We start from the raw sequence: 18,437 nt of genomic DNA on the forward strand, positions 1-18,437 counted from the left end.
GCGTGGACACCCCCCTTTCCGCAGGCGCGGCCGATACCCATGGCCTGACGCTGGACGACAAGTACACCCGCAGCCACGGGCGCATCTATCTGAGCGGCACCCAGGCCCTGGTACGGCTGCCGCTGCTGCAAAAGCAGCGCGACCTGCAGGCCGGCCTGAACACCGGCGGCTACATCTCGGGCTACCGCGGCTCGCCGCTGGGCGGGCTGGACCAGGCGCTGTGGAAGGCCAAGCGCCACCTGCAGGCCAACGACGTGGTGTTCCAGCCGGGCGTGAACGAAGACCTGGCCGCCACGGCGGTATGGGGTTCGCAACAGCTGAACCTGTTTCCGGGCGCGGCGCGCGATGGCGTGTTCGGCATGTGGTACGGCAAGGGGCCTGGCGTGGACCGGTCGGTGGACGTGCTCAAGCACGCCAACTCCGCCGGCAGCTCGGCGCATGGCGGCGTGCTGATGCTGGCGGGCGACGATCATGCCGCCAAGTCCTCGTCGGTGGCGCACCAGTCCGAGCACGTGCTGATCGCCAGCGGCATACCGGTGTTGTATCCGTCCAATGTGCAGGAATACCTGGACTATGGCTTGCACGGCTGGGCCATGAGCCGCTACACCGGCCTGTGGGTGGCGATGAAGTGCGTGACCGACGTGGTCGAATCCAGCGCTTCGGTGGAAGTGGATCCGGACCGGGTGCAGATTGTGCTGCCCGAGGACGCCTTGCCCGAAGGTGGACTGAACATCCGCTGGCCTGACACGCCGCTGGCGCAGGAGGCGCGGCTGCTGGATCACAAGTGGTATGCGGCGCTGGCCTATGTGCGCGCCAACAAGTTGAATCGCGTGGTGCTGGATTCGCCGCAGGCGCACTTCGGCATCATGACGGCCGGCAAGGCGTATCTGGACGTGCGCCAGGCGCTCAATGACCTGGGCCTGGACGAGGCCGCCTGTCGCGAGGCCGGCATACGCGTGTTGAAGGTGGGCTGCATCTGGCCGCTGGACGCGCAGGATGCGCGCGAATTCGCCACTGGCCTGAAAGAGATCCTGGTGGTGGAGGAAAAGCGCCAGATCCTGGAGTACGCGCTGAAGGAAGAACTCTACAACTGGCGCGACGACGTGCGGCCGCGCGTCTACGGCAAGTTCGACGAGCGCGACAATGGCGGCGGCGAATGGTCCACGCCGCGCGGCGGCTGGCTGCTGCCCGCGCGCCACGAGCTGTCGCCGGCCCTGATCGCCCGCGCCATCGCCGCGCGCCTGGAGAAAGCCGACCTGTCGGACGCGCTGCGGGCGCGCATCGCGGCGCGGCTGGCGGTGATCGACGCCAAGGAGCGCGAGGCTGCCCGCCCCACGCTGGTGGAAGAGCGCAAGCCCTGGTTCTGTTCGGGCTGTCCGCATAACACCTCCACCCGCGTGCCCGAAGGTTCGCGCGCGGTCGCCGGCATCGGCTGCCATTACATGGCGATGTGGATGGACCGCAAGACCGACACCTTCAGCCAGATGGGCGGCGAAGGCGTTGCCTGGCTGGGCCAGAAGGACTTCACCACTGAGCGCCACATCTTCGCCAACCTGGGCGACGGCACCTATTTCCATTCGGGGCTGCTGGCCATACGCGCGGCAGTCGCCGCGCACGCCAGCATTACCTACAAGATCCTCTACAACGACGCCGTCGCGATGACGGGCGGGCAGCCGGTGGACGGCGTGCTCACGGTGCCGCAGATCGCCGCGCAGATGCAGGCCGAAGGCGTGGTCCAGACCGTGGTGGTGACCGACGAGCCGGAAAAGTACGCCGGCGCCGCCGCGCTGCCGCAGGGCGTGGCAGTGCACCACCGCAAGGCGCTGGACGACGTGCAGCGCGCCTTGCGCGACGTCGCAGGCACGACGGTGCTGATCTACGACCAGACCTGCGCCACCGAGAAGCGCCGCCGCCGCAAGCGCGGCGAGTATCCCGACCCGCAGCGCCGCGCCTTCATCAACGAGTCGGTCTGCGAAGGCTGCGGCGATTGTTCGGTGCAATCCAACTGCCTGTCGGTCGAGCCGCTGGACACGCCGCTGGGCACGAAGCGCCGCATCAACCAGTCGTCCTGCAACAAGGACTTCTCCTGCATGGAGGGCTTTTGCCCCAGTTTTGTCACGGCGGAAGGCGCGACGCTGCGCAAGCCGGGCACGGGCAGGAATCTCCCCGCGTTGGCCGAACCGCCGCAGCCCGACCTGGCGGAAATCCGCCCGCCAGGGGCCTACCGCGTGGTGATAGCGGGCGTGGGCGGCACTGGCGTCGTGACCGTCGGCGCGCTGCTGGGCGCGGCTGCGCATCTTGAAGGCAAGGGCGTGACCGTGCTGGACATGGCCGGGCTGGCGCAGAAAGGCGGCGCCGTGCTCAGCCACGTGCAACTGGCCAATCGTCCCGCGGACCTGCATGCCACGCGCGTGGCGCTGGGCGAGGCGGATCTGGTCATCGGCTGCGATGCGCTGGTGGCGGCGTCGCCGGAAGTGCTGTCGCGCCTGCGGCCGGACCATGGCCGCGCCGTGGTGAACAGCAGCGCCGCGCCGACGGCGGCTTTCCTGTCGCAGCCGAGCTGGCGGTTTCCCGGCGCGCAGGCCGAAGCCGCGCTGGCGCGCAGCACGGGCGGCAATTGCGACTTCATCGAGGCCGGTCCGCTGGCCGAAGCTCTGCTCGGCGACACCATCTACGCCAACCCGCTGCTGCTGGGCTACGCCTGGCAGCAGGGCGGGCTGCCGCTGGCGCTGGACAGCCTGCGGCGCGCCATCGAACTGAACGGCGTCTCGGTCGAGAAGAACCTGGCCGCCTTCGAACTGGGCCGGCAAGCCGCGCATCATGGCGCCGCCGCGCTCAAGCCGGCGCCGCGGGCGCAGGTGATGGCCCTGCCGGAGTCCCTGGACGGCCAGATCCAGCGGCTGGCGCAACACGTGCGCGCCTACCAGGACGAGGCCTACGCCGCGCGCTTCCTGGAGGCGGTGGCGGCGGTGCGCGCGCGTGAGGCCACGTTGGCGGATCCGCAGCGTTTCGAAGTCACGCAGACGGTCGCGCGCAATCTCGCCAAGCTCATGACCTACAAGGACGAATACGAGGTAGCCCGTCTGTACGTGGACCCCGCCTTCAAGGCCCGGCTGCGCCAGCAGTTCGAAGGCGAGCCTGGCCGCGACTACCAGCTGCGCTATCACCTGGCTCCGCCCGCGCTGGCGCGCCGCGATGCGCGCGGACGCCTGCAGAAGCGCGCCTACGGTTCGTGGATGGGGCTGGCGTTTCGCGCGCTGGCGCCCATGAAGCGGCTGCGCGGCACCTGGCTGGACGTGTTCGGCAAGACCGCCGAACGCCGCATGGAGCGTCAGCTGGCGGCCGACTATCTGGCGCTGGCCGGGGAGTTCTCGCGCACGCTGGACGCGGCCAATCGCGCCACGGCGCTGGAACTGGCCGCGCTGCCGGACACGATCCGCGGCTATGGCCATGTCAAGGAGAAAAACGTCGAAGGGGCGCGCGCGCGGGAAGCCAGGCTGTGGGAACAGTACCGCGCACCGGCGCGGGAAACGCTGGCGGCCTGAGTGGCTCGTGGCGTCAAGCCATCTGTTCGAGCAGCACGCAGTTGCGGCCGGTCAGCTTGGCCTTGTACAGCAACTCGTCCGCGCGGCGCGACAGGTTCTCCAGCGCCGCCGTATCGCCGCCGCGGGCATGGGCGACGCCGAAACTGGCGGTCATGCTGAAGGAGGAACCGCCGTCGGCGCGGATCCGCGTTTGCGCGATGCTCAGACGCATGCGTTCCGCAATGTCCCGGACGCGGTCCGGATTGCGGCTGCGACACAGCACCGCGAATTCTTCGCCGCCCACGCGCGCGACCACGTCGGATTCGCGGAAGGTCGTGCGGCACAGGTGGGCCACGGTCTTGAGCGCTTCGTCGCCAGTGGCATGGCCGTGCGTGTCATTGATGGACTTGAAGTGGTCGATGTCGAACAGGATGAAGCCCAGGCCGTCCTGCGCGTCGTTGCGGATGTCGTCCAGCGAAGCTTCCAGGCGCTTCTCGAAGGCGCGGCGGTTCAGCAGGCCCGTCAGGAAATCCGTTTCGGCCATGATGGCGAGGTCTTGAATCAGGCGGTCGCGTTCGAGCTCCAGCTTGCGCACGGCGGCGGCGTTGTCGTTGAGCACGTTCAAGGCCTTGAACATGCCGTTCACTTCGCCGCGGTATTGGTCCGCCGGAATGGCCGGCACGTCGCCGCCTTTTGCGATCGCGCCGATGATGTTCGTGGCGCGCACGAAAGGCCGGATGACGCGCTTGCGGAACATGGACAAGCCGATGATCAACGCGGCGGTGAGCATCGCGGCGGCCGCCAGGGTGGTCAGCAGCACGCGGATCGCGGCCTGGCGGTTTTCGCCGATGCGCCGCTCCACTTCATTGAGCATCAGGTCGCGGAACCGGAGGATGGACTTCATGCGCGGCACATAGTTCGCGCCCAGTTCGTACATCGATACCAGGGATTCTTCGGGCACCCGTTCGGCCATGGCGCGCACGCTGTCGAGGTAGTTCATGCCGTCGCCGAAGTACTGCTGCTGCAGTTCGCGGTAGGCGAGGGAGGAGGCGTATCGCGGCATGCTGGCGATGTTGGCGTCGATCAGCGCGCGTAGTTGGTCGATGCGGCCGATCACGCGTTCTATCCGCAGCTGGTCGCTGGCGGTCAGCGTGCGGCGCTTGCTGAGGGCGGGCGCGAACGTGGAGCCGAGCAGGCCGGCCTGTTCGCGCAGTTCGCCGGCCAGCAGCGCCAGCGACAGCAGGTCGAAGTCTTCGCCCTGGTTCCGGGCGATCAGGCCGATGCCGTCGGACATCGCGGCGCGCAGTTCGGGAACCACCGCGACCATGTCGCCGACCACTGTCGACAGGTTGTGGCCGGAGGTGTGGGCGCGGGGCGCGGCGATGGCTGCGTCGGCGCTGGCGCGGGCGTTCAACAGGGACTCGCGGATGCGCTGGATGTTGGTGAATTCGGGGGCGCCGTTGGGATTGAGGGGCGCGCGGTAGAGCGCAAGCAGGTCGGCGATCTGCGCATTGGTGTGCTGGCGGGCTTGGTCCAGCGCGTGCAGGATGTTTTCAGGGACCGGCAGGTCGGAACCCAGCGCCGAGTTCATGGGGCCGCGTTCGGCGGATACGGCCTCCATCGTCATCAGGGTCGTGCGGACCACGACGAAGCCTCTCAGGGCGTCGTCGGTGGCGGCCAGCGACCGCCAGTTCTGCTGCACCACGATCACGGTCAGCATGGAAACCGGCAGCGCTACGCCTGCAGCCAGTGTCAGGAAATACCTTTCAAGGGATTTGAGAGCAAAGACATTGCGGAACATGCGTAAACATCGGCTCGGAACAATGACTGGTGGCCGGAGGTTACTTGAAATGCGCTACGCATAAGCATTGTTTCCCCTCCACATTCCGACAGGTGGAAGTTTGTATCGCATTAAATCGCATAGTCTCATTTCCGAGCGCATTGCATCACTCTATTGCGAGTCATCACATTGCGTTCGCCGCCCGCGCGCGGCGGGCGGGTCACGGCCGCGCCACGGGCAGCTTTTCCAGCGCGTCCTTGAAGTCGGGGTACTCCTTCAGGAAATCCAGGTTGCGCCCGAACCGCTTCAGCAGCTGTTCGTCCACCGTCAGATTGAGCACGGTTGCGCCGTCCCACAGCCTGGGCCGCTTTTTCACATGGATCAGCACCTTCTCCGTGAACTCGCGGTAGGAATCGTGCGGCTCGCATTGGTCGTAGTCCGTGGCGACGCGTTGCGCCAGTCCGGCCTCCAGGCCGGCCTGGCGCGCCTTCTCCTGCAGCCACGAAGCCGGCAGCGTTTGCAGGCTGCCGTCGCGGTAGCCGCCACCGACGTCCGAATGGGCGCCGATGAACCAGCGCTGCTCGACCGGATGGTCGGGCGGGCGCGGCTCGGAGTTGGCCAGACGGGTCCACAGGGTCGGCGCATACGGTTCGCGGAACTCGTTGGTGGCGATGGCGTGATAGGCGTGATGGACGTGGTTGCTGAGTTCGGTGTCGTGGAAGTTGTAGAACCTGGAGAAGCCCGGAAAAGGAATGCCGCCCACCGGTATGCCCAGGCTGCCGACCGTGTCCCAGACACCGACGAAATGCACGTCGGTCTCGCGCGAAAAATTCAGGCGGAAGGTCGCGGCTTCCAGCGAGGAGGGGATGCAGTCGTCGCGGTAGAGCGCATAGGCTTGTTCCACGTTGCTGTCGGAAGGATCGTTCAGCAGGCCGCATTTGCGCACCATGCCAGCCAGGCTGCGGGCGGAGTAGGCGCCGCGGCTGAAGCCGAGCAGGAAGATGCGGTCACGCGGTTCGTAGCGTTGGCAAAGCCAACGGTAGCCCGCGCGGATGTTGGCCGACAGCCCCGCGCCAAAGGCGCCGCCGGCGAACTTGTCGATGGCCGCCCACAGGCCCTGGCCCTGCGTGCCCACGCCTTCGATGTAGAACGTCTCCTGCGTGGAGGTCTCGGGCGCCGCCTTGTAGAGTTCGTAGACGTTGGTGCGGTCATTGGGTTCGTTCCAGGTCCCGTCGAAGAATACGGCTAGATTCTTCACCATGATCGTTCTCCACAGATTGAGTCTTGCAATGAATCTGCTTGCTGGCATGGCCCGCGTCGTGCGCGACGGTAAGCTAGCACGGCGTTCAGACGCCGCCGGGTGCGTGGTTTCCCTGCTGAACGGACATACACCGCTTTTTTGACTAGCTAATTGGTAGCAATCCATCGCCCCGGCCAGGTTTGCAGGGCGGCGCGGGTGCAGCAGGAAAGTTTCACTACATCAAAAGTTGCAATCCTCATGACAAGCATGGCTAGGCCCGCATGCGTTGGCGGCCTCGGCGCGCATGGAGTATGTTGCGGGCAGGGCGGCCGCGGGCCGCGCATTACCTGAGTAGATGTACATGGGACGTTTAGCCATATTGGGCGCCTTGCACGAAGAGATCGCCGACCTGCTGGCGGCGATGGACCCGGGCGCCGCCATCCATCGCATTGCCATGCGCGACTTCCACGTCGGCACCTTGTGGGGCACGCCTTGCGTGATTGCGTTGAGCCGGATCGGCAAGGTGGCCGCGGCTGCGACCGCCTCCATCGTGATCCAGGAGTTCCAGGCGTCGCGGGTGATCTTCACCGGGCTGGCCGGCGGCTTGCATGAGGATGTGGCGGTGGGCGACGTGGTCGTGGCCAGCGGGCTGATGCAGCACGACATGGATGCGCGGCCGCTGTTCGGGCGGCATGAGATTCCCTTGTTGGGGCGCGAACGCTTCGATGCGGATCCGGTTCTGAGCGGGCGGTTGCTGGAAAGCGCAGGGCAGTTCGTGCGCGGCCATGCCGGCTTGCCGGCGGAGCAGGGCGCACGGCCGCCGCGGGTGCATCATGGACTCATCGCCACCGGCGACGTCTTCGTCAACAGCAATGACTATGCGCACCAGCTACGCCAGCGCCTGCCCGATGCGCTCTGCCTGGAAATGGAAGGCGGAGCGATGGCGCAGGTCTGCTACGAATTTGGCGTGCCCTTCGCGGTGCTGCGGGTGATTTCGGATCAGGCCGATCACGCCGCGAAGGCCGACTTCACTGACTTCCTGGTGAACCTGGCGCGGGTCTACACCGCCGGCATCCTGGCGCCCCTGCTGAAGTCGGGCGCGCTGCGGGAAGCCTAAAGCTGGCGCTTGTCAGCGGCCGGTGTCGGGGTAGTTGGGGCCGGCGTCGTGGAAGCCGCCCTCGCTGTACGGATTGACCGCGCCGGGATGGGGCGGGCCGCCATTGCCTTGCGCGCAACCGGCCAGGACCAGGGCCGTGGCCATGAGAGTAAGCAAGCGGGTCAGGGCGGATTTCATGATGGTCTCCTGCGCGTACCGCTGTTGCGGGGCGCTGCTGGTCTGTCTTGGTTATTTTACGCCTCGGCGCCAGTGGCGGACCTGGTCTTGCGTTTGGTCTGCGGCGCCGCGCAGCGCTGCTGATAGGCCTGCACCTCGCGGGAGCTCGCCGCCTGGAAGTAGGGGTGCGGATGGCGGGCTTCGCGCAGCGCGTCGTGCATGCGCCCGCCCCACACGCATTGCGCCTCGGCCTGGTTCCAGAGCCGGGTGGCCAAGCCTTGCTGGCCGTGGCGCCACAGCGCCAGGCCGTAGTCGGCCACGATTTCCTCGTCGCGCGGAATCTCGCGGTAGGACTGCTTCAGCAGGTCCAGCCCGCCGTCGATATCGCCCTTCAGGGCCAGGATCCAGCCCAGGGTTCCCAAGTTGTAGGGGAGCGGGCCGGCGGTGGCTATCGATTGGCGCGCTTGGGTTTCGGCTTGCGCCAGGTGATCGGGAAAATCCGCCAGGTAATAGGCGATGCTGTTGGCCCAGTCGGGTTCGTCGCGCAGCGGCGTCTCGGCCTGGCGGCGCTGCAATTCCAGCGCGTCCTCCAGCGCCAGGGCGGGCATGCCCAGCAGGCGTTCCAGCTTGAACCGTGCGCGCAGCACATCGCGATCCACGGGCGCGGATCCTGAGCGGGCGCGTTCCAGCCATAGGCGCGCCAGGTCGGCGCGGCCGGCCATCAGCAGCAGGTTGGCCATGTCCAGCTGTTGCTGCGGCTCTGCGCCGCAGGCGGTGGCATCCACCAGCTGCAATGCGCCCTCGGCATCGTCCTGGCTGAACTTGCGGTTGATGGCGTCCAGCTCGTCGAAGCACTGGCGGTTTTCCGCCGCGCTCGCTTCGGTGGATATCGACAGCGTGGCAGCGGGCTGGTCGTGGGTGAAATAGGCGGTATTGCCCTGGGCGGTGGTGTACCCAAGGTCCACCCATTGCTCGCCCCAGCGCACATGCATGGTCGTGACGTAAGGCCAACCTCCCAGCGGCTCCTTATCCCCGCCGCGCTGCAGCTGGAACACACTGCCCCAGGCGCCGCTGCCTATGCGCCGGATCAGGGTGAAGTCATCGGCGGAATGCGCCTCGCGGGTCCAGATCCAGGCGCTGCGGCCCAGCGCGTCGGTGACGCCGTGCACGATGCCGTCGTGGTCGGGCGTACCCTCGATGGACTGGTCTTTATCTGTCAGGAACAGGCGGTATGGCGTATTGGGAGCAATGGCGCCGCCGCGGCTGTTGTCCAGCCTCAGGATCAGGTAGCGGCCATGTTCTCCCTTGCCATACTGCGGCATGCCCTGGGGCGGGGCCGCGGGCGTGCTGCGGGTGGCGGGTTTCCGGGAGGACGAGCCGGCGCAGGCATAGGCCGGCAGAGCCACCTGGGCAAGCGCGAGCGCGCCGGACAACAGCAACGGGTACAGCCTGGATTGCGGAAGCGTCATGGGTGCTGCTTGAGGTCTGAGCGAGAGAGCCTGAGAGACAGGCGGCATTCTCTCAGAGAACGCGTTGTGCCGCTGGTTCGCGCGCAAACACGGCGGCAGCGAAGGATCGGATGCGGCGGACGCGGTCCTGTGGCATTCTTGCGCCCGCACCCCGCCGCCGCATGCGGCGCATTCCCGTTCCATGATGCCGAGAGTCTTCCTGCGGTTCTGTGATTTCCTGCTGCTGTCCGCCGCGGCGGCGCTGTTCGGCGCTTGCCTGACTTCGGTGCTGAAGACCGATGCCTACGGCTGGATGATTCCGGACGCGCCGTACCTGTACGGGCCATTCGAGTTCTATGTCGATGCCGCCTTGGCGGGGCTGGCGGGCCTGCTGACGCTGGCGCTGGCCGAGCGCGCGGCGAGGGTGCGCCGCTCGGCCGCATGGCGGACCGCGGCGACGCTGGCCGCCGCGTTGGTCGCGCTGTATCTGGCGCCGCCCGAGCCTCAGGTGTTCGGCAACACCTGGGCGCCGGGCGAGGCCACGATGGAACTGTTCGTGGCGCAGTGGCGCATGGTGCTGCCGATTGCGTTCGCCGTGCTGGGGTTGCGCCTGGGATTGCGGCGCGTGCTTGCGCGGTCCGCGGCCTAGCCCTGCTCCAGCCGGTAGAACTGCTGGCTTGCGATCAGCGTCGCGCCGCAGGATGTCTTCATGCCTTCCAGCGCGGTGCGGCGGTCCGAACTGACGGCAGCCGCGCCTTCGACGATGGTATGCGTGCCGCTGCACTTGGGGCAGGTGACGCGATCGCCCAGCCGGGCCATGGGCTGGCCGAAGATCATGACTGTTTCGTCGCCCGTGACGACCACTCCGCCATGCGAGGTGCGGTCGCCCTTGCGTATCACCGATAGCTGCGCCATGGCTGCCTGTTGCCCTGTCAGTTTGGTTATGTGTGCTTACAGATAGGTGCCGTCCGGGGCCTGCCGCGGCGTGCCGGTGACGAAGGTGCCGTCGGGCGCCATGCGGACCGGGCCGTCGCCGCCCAGGTAGCGGCCGTCAGGCGCGCGCTGCGGCTTGCCGGCAACGTAAGTGCCGTCCGGCGCGCGCGTGATGGGCCCGCCGTCGCCGACGTAGGTGCCGTCGGGGCAGCGGCGCGGCTTGCCATTGATGAAGCGGCCGTCGGGCATCATGTGGAATGACTTGTTCATCGCGCATCCTTGTCCTGGGGAACCCGCATGATATCCAGGGTCCGTGATGCGTTTTGTAATAGGACGTGTCATCTTCAAACGCAACGTCGTTACAGATATGGGAGGATCGGTCCTCTTATCGCCGCCCGCCGCTGGCCCGGCGGCCGCGATCCTGCCATCCGACCAGATATATATGAGCGATATCGACACATTGCTGCAGCCCATTGCGGGCGAGGCGCCCTGCGGCGTCGACATGGTGTTTTCCGCCGAATTCGACGCCATCCGCGAAGCGCGCCGCCACGATGATCCGAACCTGGACCAGGGCGACTGGGTCATCGACATCAAGGAGGCCGACTGGCCGGAAGTCATCCGCATCTGCACCACCGTGCTGCGAGAACAGAGCAAGGATGTGCGCGTGGCGGCCTGGCTGGCCGAAGCCTGGGCCAAGACGCGCGGCTTCGTTGGACTGCGCGACGGCTATCTGTTGGTGGACGGCCTGTGCCGCCATTACTGGGACGGCCTGCATCCCGTGCCGGACGAAGGCGACGTGCAGCAGCGCGTGGGCAATCTGGCCTGGCTGCTGGCACGCTCGCAACAGCTGATCCGCGAGCTGCCGCTGACGCAGTCCGAGGGCGGGCGCTATGGCGCGGCCCTGTGGGACAGCGCCTCGCAATTGGCCAACGCGGTCAAGCGCGCGCCGCAGAACGCGGCCGAGATCACGCGCGGCAAGCTTACGCTGGACCAGTTCGACGCCGCGCGCCGCGACACGCCGCCGGCCTTCTACTCCGAGCTGGAAGGCAATCTGCAAAGCTGCTTCGCGGCGTTGGATACGCTGGAACAGACGTTGGCGGAGCGCCTGGGCGACGAGGGCCCTGCCTTCTCGCCGGTGCGCGACGCGTTGCGCGACGTCACCGAGCTGACCCGTCGCTTCGCTCGCGACGCCGGGCTGCTGGTGCGCGCGGATGCCGCGGCGGCGGCCGCTGCCCCCGCTGCGCCCGCAGCCACCCGGATGGAGCCGACCTTGTCCGCCGACGCCCCTGATTCCGCCGCGCCCGCAGCCGCGCGCGGCCCGCTGCAAACGCGCGAGCAGGCGCTGGCTCAGCTGCGCGAAGTGGCGGAGTTCTTCCGCCGAACCGAGCCTCACAGCCCCGTGGCCTATCTGGCCGACAAGGCCGCCAGCTGGGGCGAGATGTCGCTGCACCTGTGGCTGCGCACCGTACTCAAGAACGGCGATGCGCTGTCCGGCCTGGAAGAGCTGCTGGGGGTGCCCAAGCCGCCGGACCACAACGGCTGAACGAAAAGTCCCCTTGGCGAGCCGGCCCTTGCGGGCCGCCCTGGCGCCTAGCGGCTGGCGCGGAACTCGATGCGGCGGTTCTTGGCGCGGCCTTCGGCGGTGGCGTTGGTGGCGACCGGCTGGTCCGGCCCCGCGCCCAGCGTCTCGAAGCGCGCTGGCGGCAGGCCCTTGTCCACCAGATAGGTCCTGACCGCATCGGCGCGCGCCTGGCTCAGCGCCAGGTTGGTGCTGCGGCTGCCGGAACTGTCGGTGTGGCCGATGATCTGCACCTTGTCGCTGTGCAGCTTGGGCACCACGTCCGCCACCTTGTCCAGCAGTTCACGGCCGCGCGGCGTGAGCGTGGCGCTGCCGGTCTCGAATTCCACCACGCGGTTGGTCAGGACCTGGTCCAGCAGCCCCTGTTCGTCCTTGCTGGCGGATACGCGCAGGCCGTTGACGATCTTGTAGGTGGGATTGAGCGAGGTCGCGAAGGCGCTGGCGATTTGCTGGCGCGAGGCTTCGTTCTGCACTTCGCCGCGCAGCCGGATCTGGGTGCCGTCGATTTCCAGCTGGCCGCGGTTGATCTGCTTCAAGGGCTGGCCGATCAGTTTGCCGACGTGTTCCGACCAGTTCGGCGGCGCGACCACGCCGCCCACGTCGATCTGGTCGATCACGTTGCCCACGCCGTACACCTGCTGCAGCCGCGCCAGCACGTCGGCCTTGGCGGCTTCGTCCGGCACGGCGCCGCTGGCCACGACCTGGCCGGGCTGGGGGATGACGTTGGCGGGCACTACCGTGGCCGCGTCCTGGGCCGCGGCCGTGCAGGCATACAGCGCCGCCATGAGCATGAAGGAAAGGCGCATGGTCAGGCTCCGGTAAAGACTTCAAGAAAGGTATCCAGCGCCAGGCGCAGGGACAGGCGCGGCTGGTCCAGGTAGCTGGACAGCTTGGCCAGGCCATGGCTGGCGGACACGTGGTTGCGGACCCAGGGCGCGTCCTCCAGCACGATGTGCTGTTCGGCATACGCCTGGGGCGTGGACAGCAGACTGGCCAGCGTCTGGGGCGAGGCGCCGCGGAAATCCACGGCCAGCCGGTGCTTGCCGGCAATGCGGCCGATGAAGAGGGTGATCTCGAAGTCCGCGCGCGACAGGAAGGGCGAGATCAGCGTCATCCAGTAGGCGGCCACCAGGTTGATGTAGAGCGGATCGTCCGGCAGCGGCAGCGACAGTCCCTTGTCCAGCTGCGAAGAGCCGCTGGACATCACCGGCTCCAGCAGGATGCCCAGCGCCAGGATGATGTCGTGCACGCGCGCGGCGTGGCCGTTGCCGCGCAGCATCGCCTCCAGCCGTTCCACGGTTTGCAGGTCGACGAAGGCATCGAAGCCGTCGTCGGCGGCCGTGCGGATTTCGCCTTCCAGTTCGTTGAGCGTCTGCAGCGCCGAGGCGGGATCGCCGTCCTGCATCAGCAGGGCGGCGGCGCCGCTCATGCGGTTCCACATGCGGCTGAAGGCGATGGGGCTGCGGGCAATGAAGGCCAGCGGCTTCTGCACTTCCACCGAGGTGGCCGAGAGGAAGGGGTAGCGGCGGCCCGACAGGTCCTGGCTGGGCTGCAGATGCCCCGCGATGGCCAGCTTGCCGCGCGACCCCAGGATGGCGAACGGCATGGGCTCGGCCTCGTCGTACAGCGCCTTCCAGTGCGGCTCCTGCGCCAGCATCTCCATGGTGCTGGCGACCCAGGCATCCAGCGTGGCCATCAACTGCGGATGCGAGGTGTTCTTCACGAAGTCGCCGCGGCTGGGAATCTTGCCGAAGTAGGCCGTGCGGAACAAGGGGGACTGCGGGTTGCTCATTGCGGCGCTCCGGGTTGCGTCTGGGCGGAGGATTCGGAAGAGGCGCCGATCACGGACGAGGGCAGGCGCAGGTTGCGCAGGCCCTGGCTGCCGCCGGGCTCGCTGCCGCCGGCGCCGGGCGCCTGGGCGTTGCTGATGATGCGCAGCTTCACCGGCACCGTCACGTTGGATTTGCCCCAGCTCATATTGAAGCTGCCGTCGGCGTTGGCGGTGCGCTGGGCCGTGGAGATCAGGCGTTCCAGGCCGAAGCGGCCCGGTTCGTTGACGATCTCGACCACGCTGCCGTCGAAGGTGGTGGCGGTGATGCGTGCGCCGGGGGCGCCCTGGGCGTTGGGCCACACGAAATTGACCCACTGCGGCGGGGTATTGCGGTAGCGCAGCTGCTGGCCGTCGATCTCGATGGTGTACTCGGTCACGCCGGCCGCGGGCTTGGGCTGGATCTGGAACAGCGTCTGCGGCTGGCTGGCCGCGCCGCTGCCGGCCGCGCCACCCGAGAGCGGCGCCACCCACTGCGCGAAGTTGGCCGTAAAGGTGGGTTGCAGGCTTACGCCCATGTCGCCCCAGGTGCGCGCCGTGAGGATGTCGCCGCGGCGCACGGTCAGCGGGCCCAGCGTGTCGTTGACGTACTTGGCGATGCTGCCCTGGGGGCCGAATACCTGGCCGATCTCATCGCTGCTGGCTTCGACGCTGGCGCGGCTGGCGAAGGGGTACTTCTCCGCCAGGGTCTGGTTGAACGGGCGGTAGACCTGCGCGTTCCAGACCTTGTTCAGCTCGGATTCCGCCGGCTGCATGGTCACGGCGTAGGCCTGGATCAGCGGGCGCACCAGCAGCGGGCGCAGGGTCTCGCGCTGCGTCGCCGACATGCCCGCCAGCATCTGCTCGTCCACCAGCTTCAGCGCGTCGGCCAGTTCCGAGTCCTTGCCTTCCAGCGTCTGGCGCATCAGCGTCAGTGCGCCGGGGCCGGGGTCGCCCTGGTTGTTCAGCAGGTTGAAGCGGGTGCGTATCTTCGACAGCGCGCCCATGTAGTTGCCCAGCAGCGACTGGTTGTCGCGCGTGACCACCAGGCGCGCCACGTCGGAGAATTCGCGTCCCACCGGCCCCATCGGAATCGCTTCGCCGTTGGCGGCGGTGGCGGGCGCGGGGGACGGCGGCGTCTGGCGCAGGATGACGCGCTTGAACCAGCCGACCACGCCGCTCTGGGCCTGCTGCAGCCCGGCGTTGATCAGCGAGGGATTGTCCCAGGAGGTCTGCTCATAGGTGGTGTTGATGAGCTTGGCGATGGGCGAGGTCTGCGGATCGCCCAGGCGGTTCATTGCGCCCACCGATTGCTCGAAGCTGGTGAAGGGCTTGATCGTCACGCCGCGCAGGAACTTCTGCCACTCCTCGGCGTACTCGGTCTTGTACATCGTCGCCAGGCTTTTCTGGATCTGCTCCGGGCTGCCTTCCAGCGTCAGGTCGTCGCGCGCGTTCACGCCCAGCACCCAGTCGCTGGTCTGCACTTCCTTCTTGGCGGCCTCGCCGATGGCGGGCTGGATGTACTGCTCCCAGGCTTCGCGCGTGAACGTGCCCGGAATGGCATAGCTGCCCGCGACCACGCCCGCGTCGTTCTCGCCGACGATGCGCGCCACGGTCATGGCCTGGAAGCGCGTCGCGGCGCGGGCCTTGAGCGTGGCGTAGGCGCGTTCGCGCGCCGGCATGCCCTGCATCACGGCGCGCAGGCTGCCGCGGGTCTTTTCGACCAGCGCCAGATTGGTGTCGATCTGCGGCCAGCCTTCGTCCTGCGCGCGGCCGACATAGAACGAGATCAGCCGCTCGGCGCTGCGGATCAACTGGTCGCGCGGCATGGCGCCGCGGTTGGTTTCCAGCCAGCCGCGCCAGAAGCGCGTGATCTGGTCGGACAGGTGCGTGGGGTCCACGTGCTGATGGTTGGCCATCATCAGGTAGGTCTTGAGCGCGTTGTAGGCGTCGTCGGCGTTGGTGGGCGAGGCGTCCTGGAACAGGGTGTCGCCATTGGCCGCGTGCGCGGCGCGGGCTTGCTGCGGCGCCGGTTGCGGCGCGCTGCCGCTGGCTGCGGCGGCGGAGGTGTCGACCTTGGCCAGGAAGTCTTCCAGGCTGGCCTTCACCGGCGTCAGCATGAACTGGCGCGCGCCGTTGTAGTACTCGGCCAGCAGCCGCTCCTTCAGCACGTCGCCCTGGTACAGGCCCAACCCCAGCGACCACGGGCGGCTGGAGGAATAACGGTCCAGCTGCTCGATGCGGTCCTGCAGGATCTCCATCGCTTCCAGCCTGCTTTGCAGGTCGGTGCGCTCGCTTTGCAGGCGCACCACCTTGTCCAGGTCGGCCTGCACGTTCTGCGCCAGTTGGCGGTTGCCCAGATAGGACCAGCTCCAGCCGCCCAGCACCAGGCCCAGCGCCAGCACCAGGCCGAAGAAGGCCAGGTAGCGCATGCGCGTCTTGGCGGGGCTGGCGTGCTGGCGCACCAGTTTCTTGTCCGCGAAGATCACGCTGGAGAACAGGTCGCGCAGGAAGAAGCCGTTATTGGAGGTGACGCTGCGCGACTGCGCGCGCGCGGCGGGACGCAGCTCGAAGCGTTCGGCCAGCCGTTCGGTGGAAGTGCTTTGCGTCACGCCCTCCTGCAGCGCGCTGGTGAAGTAGAAGCCGCGGAACACCGGCTTGTACTGGAACGGATTGGTCTCGAACAGCGTGGACAGGAACGTGCGCAGCGCCGGCTTGATGCCGGCGAATTCCAGCGGGAAGGTCAGCAGGCCGGGCGGCAGGTCGCGGCTGTTGCGCAACGAGATCTGCGCCGTGCCCATTTCCTTCAGGCCTTCATACAGTTCGTCGAAGCGGCTGTCGAACAGCGCCAGCACGTCGCGGTTTTCCTCGGCGCCGTAGGGCAGGGTCGCGCCCCAGACGCGGTCGCGCTCGCTCTGGTCGCTGTCGGAGAAGAACTCGCTGAAGCCCGAGATCAGGTCGGCCTTGGTGAAGATGATGTAGACCGGCGCGAACACCTCCAGGCGGTCGGTCAGCTCCTGCACGCGCTGGCGCAGGTTCTTGGCCAGGTTGATCGCGAATTCCGGGCCCGCGCCCGTCAGCTCGTCGATGCTGGCGGCCACGATGATGCCGTTGATGGGCGCCTTGGGACGATGCCGCTTGAGCAGGTCCAGGAAACCCATCCATTCGTTGCGATCCTCTTCATGCACCGAATAGCGTCCGGCGGTGTCCAGCAGGATGCCTTCGGTGGTGAAGAACCAGTCGCAGTTGCGCGTGCCGCCTACGCCGCGCACCGCCGCGCCGTTCTTGTCCGCAAAGGGAAACTGCAGGCCGGAATTGATCACGGCGCTGCTCTTGCCGGCCGCGGGGTTGCCGATGACGATGTACCAGGGCAGCTCGTACAGGGCCTCGTTGCCCGAGGTCTGGCCGATCTTCGAGGTCTTGATGGTGCGCACCGCCTGGGTGAGCCGCGTGCGCAGCGCTTCCACGTCGTTGCGGTTGGCGGCGGCGCCGGTCTGCACCTGCTGCTCCAGCATGTCGCCCAGGTTCCTGTTGGCGCTGCGTGCGCGCCGCCGGCGCCACAGATAGGCGCACAGCCACAGCAGCACGCATACGCCCAGCGCGATGCCCGCCCAGACCAGGCCGATCTCCACCGTGTCGGCGAACAGGAACAGGAATACCACCAGGGCCACCAGTCCGAGCGCCATGAAGGTGCGCGGATTGGCCAGCGCGCGCGAGGACCAATGTCGGCCTTCGCTGATGGCGCGGGAGGCGCCGGATAGGAGATCGGAGGGGCTGCGCATGGTTTGAGCTATGTTCTTGTGGGTCAGGCGGGAAGGGTTTCGGAAGGCGACACCAGCGCCAGCGTCCGCAGCGCCGGGTCCTGGGTCATGAGGGCGAGCACGGGCGCGCCGGCCTGGGCGCAGGCGACGCCCGCGACGGCCACGGTCAGCAGATGCGCGGCCGCGCCGGTGTGGCCGCAGCCGGAACCTACCGCAAGGCAGTCCAGGTTCGGGTCCAGCGCCGGGAACAGCGCGGTAGCCAGGCCAGCGCTTTCCAGCGGGCGGCTGCCGCGATGGTCGGCGTCGCTGATCAGCGCGGCCACGCCATCGGCGGGCTGGCCTTGTTCGGCCAGGAACTGCGTGGCCAACTCGGTCACTCGGGGCTCATGCAACGCGCCGCGCGCGTCGGCGTCGATCGCGCGCCGTGTTTGTGCAGACAGGATCAGGGTCAGCGCGGAATCGGCGCGTGCGGACTCGCCGCCAGGCGCATGGGCGGCCAGGTCCAGCAACAGGCCCGCCGCGGCTTCGCCTGGCACCTGGCCTTGAGGATTGGCGTTCGACATGAGGCGGCCGGCGGCGTCCCATTGCTCGACGCGCGCGGCATCGATGTAAGAGTCGGCGACGGCGACCAGGCGCAGCGTGGCGCTGCGCGCGGTCAGGGGTTCCTGCGCCAGTTGACGCAGCAGGCCGTCGCAGGCGAGCGCGTTTGGCGCGGCGTGCAGGCGCTGCGCGATGCGGCTGGCTGGCCACGCCGCGGCCGCGCGCGCCTGGTCGGCTGCGTGGTCGCGCACGGCGTCAGGCCATTCGGCTGGCAGCAGCAGTTCCAGCTGCAGCAGCGGCCAGGCTTCGTCGCGTTGCGGTTCGCCTTGCTTCAGTACGATGGCCCGTGCCTCCAGCGACAGCGCTTCCACCACCTCTGCCAGCAGGGAGTTTGCGCGTACGCGTTCTTCTTCGAGCGCGGCGGCCGGAGCATGCGCCTCGCGCGCTGCGGCGCGCAGCGCATCGGTATCGAGCTGCGGCGCCCGCGCGCTGAAGATCGGAAAGCCTTGCGTGTTCTTGAAGGAGGGATCCAGATCCGGGCGCTGCTGCGCG

14 protein-coding genes are annotated in these 18,437 nt (G+C 67.9%); 4 read left to right on the forward strand and 10 right to left on the reverse strand.

Annotated features, from left to right (window positions below; translation table 11 throughout):
- Positions 1-2: 2 nt before the first annotated feature.
- Positions 3-3,545: an indolepyruvate ferredoxin oxidoreductase family protein gene (locus N5C88_RS15270; protein WP_280015665.1), complete on the forward strand. Its 3,543-nt coding sequence runs from the start codon at positions 3-5 to the stop codon at positions 3,543-3,545.
- Between the two features lie 13 nt (positions 3,546-3,558).
- On the opposite strand, the gene N5C88_RS15275 is transcribed toward N5C88_RS15270, so the two are convergent.
- Positions 3,559-5,244 (reverse strand): diguanylate cyclase, encoded by a 1,686-nt coding sequence (locus N5C88_RS15275; RefSeq protein WP_280015666.1) that lies wholly within the window; start codon positions 5,242-5,244, stop codon positions 3,559-3,561.
- Positions 5,245-5,524: 280 nt separating this feature from the next.
- The gene (locus N5C88_RS15280; RefSeq protein ID WP_280015667.1) at positions 5,525-6,565 is read right to left on the reverse strand and encodes a DUF2235 domain-containing protein; all 1,041 of its coding nucleotides are present in this window, start codon (positions 6,563-6,565) and stop codon (positions 5,525-5,527) included.
- Positions 6,566-6,905: 340 nt separating this feature from the next.
- On the opposite strand from N5C88_RS15280, the gene N5C88_RS15285 reads away from it, so the two are divergent.
- Positions 6,906-7,661, forward strand: a complete 756-nt coding sequence (locus tag N5C88_RS15285) for a 5'-methylthioadenosine/adenosylhomocysteine nucleosidase (RefSeq protein ID WP_059371476.1) — start codon at positions 6,906-6,908, stop codon at positions 7,659-7,661.
- 12 nt (positions 7,662-7,673) lie between these two features.
- On the opposite strand, the gene N5C88_RS15290 is transcribed toward N5C88_RS15285, so the two are convergent.
- A complete protein-coding gene (locus N5C88_RS15290) occupies positions 7,674-7,838 on the reverse strand; it encodes a hypothetical protein (RefSeq protein WP_165867768.1) in 165 nt (54 codons plus the stop codon).
- 56 nt (positions 7,839-7,894) lie between these two features.
- The gene (locus tag N5C88_RS15295; RefSeq protein WP_251879091.1) at positions 7,895-9,286 is read right to left on the reverse strand and encodes a hypothetical protein; all 1,392 of its coding nucleotides are present in this window, start codon (positions 9,284-9,286) and stop codon (positions 7,895-7,897) included.
- 181 nt (positions 9,287-9,467) lie between these two features.
- Here N5C88_RS15295 and N5C88_RS15300 point away from each other — a divergent pair, with 181 nt between their 5' ends.
- Entirely contained in the window at positions 9,468-9,914 is a 447-nt protein-coding gene (locus tag N5C88_RS15300) for a hypothetical protein (RefSeq protein WP_306635395.1), read from the forward strand.
- Here N5C88_RS15300 and N5C88_RS15305 read toward each other — a convergent pair.
- Positions 9,911-10,180, reverse strand: a complete 270-nt coding sequence (locus N5C88_RS15305; protein WP_042795237.1) for a PAAR domain-containing protein — start codon at positions 10,178-10,180, stop codon at positions 9,911-9,913. The two genes, N5C88_RS15300 and N5C88_RS15305, sit on opposite strands and share 4 nt — an antisense overlap.
- Positions 10,181-10,216: 36 nt before the next feature.
- Positions 10,217-10,468 (reverse strand): hypothetical protein, encoded by a 252-nt coding sequence (locus N5C88_RS15310; protein WP_059371245.1) that lies wholly within the window; start codon positions 10,466-10,468, stop codon positions 10,217-10,219.
- A gap of 172 nt (positions 10,469-10,640) precedes the next feature.
- Here N5C88_RS15310 and tssA point away from each other — a divergent pair, with 172 nt between their 5' ends.
- The gene (gene tssA, locus N5C88_RS15315; RefSeq protein ID WP_280015668.1) at positions 10,641-11,741 is read left to right on the forward strand and encodes a type VI secretion system protein TssA; all 1,101 of its coding nucleotides are present in this window, start codon (positions 10,641-10,643) and stop codon (positions 11,739-11,741) included.
- Between the two features lie 47 nt (positions 11,742-11,788).
- Here tssA and N5C88_RS15320 read toward each other — a convergent pair whose 3' ends face one another.
- The 4 genes from N5C88_RS15320 to N5C88_RS15335 form a co-directional block, all read right to left on the reverse strand.
- Complete coding sequence (locus N5C88_RS15320) at positions 11,789-12,583, reverse strand: OmpA family protein (RefSeq protein ID WP_059371247.1); 795 nt, start codon at positions 12,581-12,583, stop codon at positions 11,789-11,791.
- Positions 12,584-12,585: 2 nt separating this feature from the next.
- Entirely contained in the window at positions 12,586-13,569 is a 984-nt protein-coding gene (gene tagF / locus N5C88_RS15325) for a type VI secretion system-associated protein TagF (protein WP_059371248.1), read from the reverse strand.
- Positions 13,566-17,270 (reverse strand): type VI secretion system membrane subunit TssM, encoded by a 3,705-nt coding sequence (gene tssM / locus N5C88_RS15330; protein WP_280015673.1) that lies wholly within the window; start codon positions 17,268-17,270, stop codon positions 13,566-13,568. The genes tagF and tssM overlap by 4 nt, the downstream gene beginning before the upstream one ends.
- Positions 17,271-17,389: 119 nt before the next feature.
- On the reverse strand, positions 17,390-18,437 hold a 1,048-nt coding region (locus N5C88_RS15335), incomplete at its 5' end, for a hypothetical protein (protein ID WP_280015670.1).

The sequence above is a fragment of the Achromobacter sp. GD03932 genome (genome assembly GCF_029839485.1).
GTDB classification, from domain to species: Bacteria; Pseudomonadota; Gammaproteobacteria; order Burkholderiales; family Burkholderiaceae_B; genus Achromobacter; species Achromobacter bronchisepticus_A.

Excerpts from the sequence above, each read along its gene's own strand:
- N5C88_RS15300 (WP_306635395.1), top strand. The coding sequence starts at position 9,468 with ATGATGCCGAGAGTCTTCCTGCGGTTCTGTGATTTCCTGCTGCTGTCC.
- N5C88_RS15305 (WP_042795237.1), bottom strand. The coding sequence starts at position 10,180 with ATGGCGCAGCTATCGGTGATACGCAAGGGCGACCGCACCTCGCATGGC.
- N5C88_RS15280 (WP_280015667.1), bottom strand. The coding sequence starts at position 6,565 with ATGGTGAAGAATCTAGCCGTATTCTTCGACGGGACCTGGAACGAACCC.
- N5C88_RS15320 (WP_059371247.1), bottom strand. The coding sequence starts at position 12,583 with ATGCGCCTTTCCTTCATGCTCATGGCGGCGCTGTATGCCTGCACGGCC.
- N5C88_RS15285 (WP_059371476.1), top strand. The coding sequence starts at position 6,906 with ATGGGACGTTTAGCCATATTGGGCGCCTTGCACGAAGAGATCGCCGAC.
- tssA (WP_280015668.1), top strand. The coding sequence starts at position 10,641 with ATGAGCGATATCGACACATTGCTGCAGCCCATTGCGGGCGAGGCGCCC.
- tagF (WP_059371248.1), bottom strand. The coding sequence starts at position 13,569 with ATGAGCAACCCGCAGTCCCCCTTGTTCCGCACGGCCTACTTCGGCAAG.
- N5C88_RS15310 (WP_059371245.1), bottom strand. The coding sequence starts at position 10,468 with ATGAACAAGTCATTCCACATGATGCCCGACGGCCGCTTCATCAATGGC.
- N5C88_RS15295 (WP_251879091.1), bottom strand. The coding sequence starts at position 9,286 with ATGACGCTTCCGCAATCCAGGCTGTACCCGTTGCTGTTGTCCGGCGCG.
- N5C88_RS15290 (WP_165867768.1), bottom strand. The coding sequence starts at position 7,838 with ATGAAATCCGCCCTGACCCGCTTGCTTACTCTCATGGCCACGGCCCTG.
- tssM (WP_280015673.1), bottom strand. The coding sequence starts at position 17,270 with ATGGCGCTCGGACTGGTGGCCCTGGTGGTATTCCTGTTCCTGTTCGCC.
- N5C88_RS15275 (WP_280015666.1), bottom strand. The coding sequence starts at position 5,244 with ATGCTGACCGTGATCGTGGTGCAGCAGAACTGGCGGTCGCTGGCCGCC.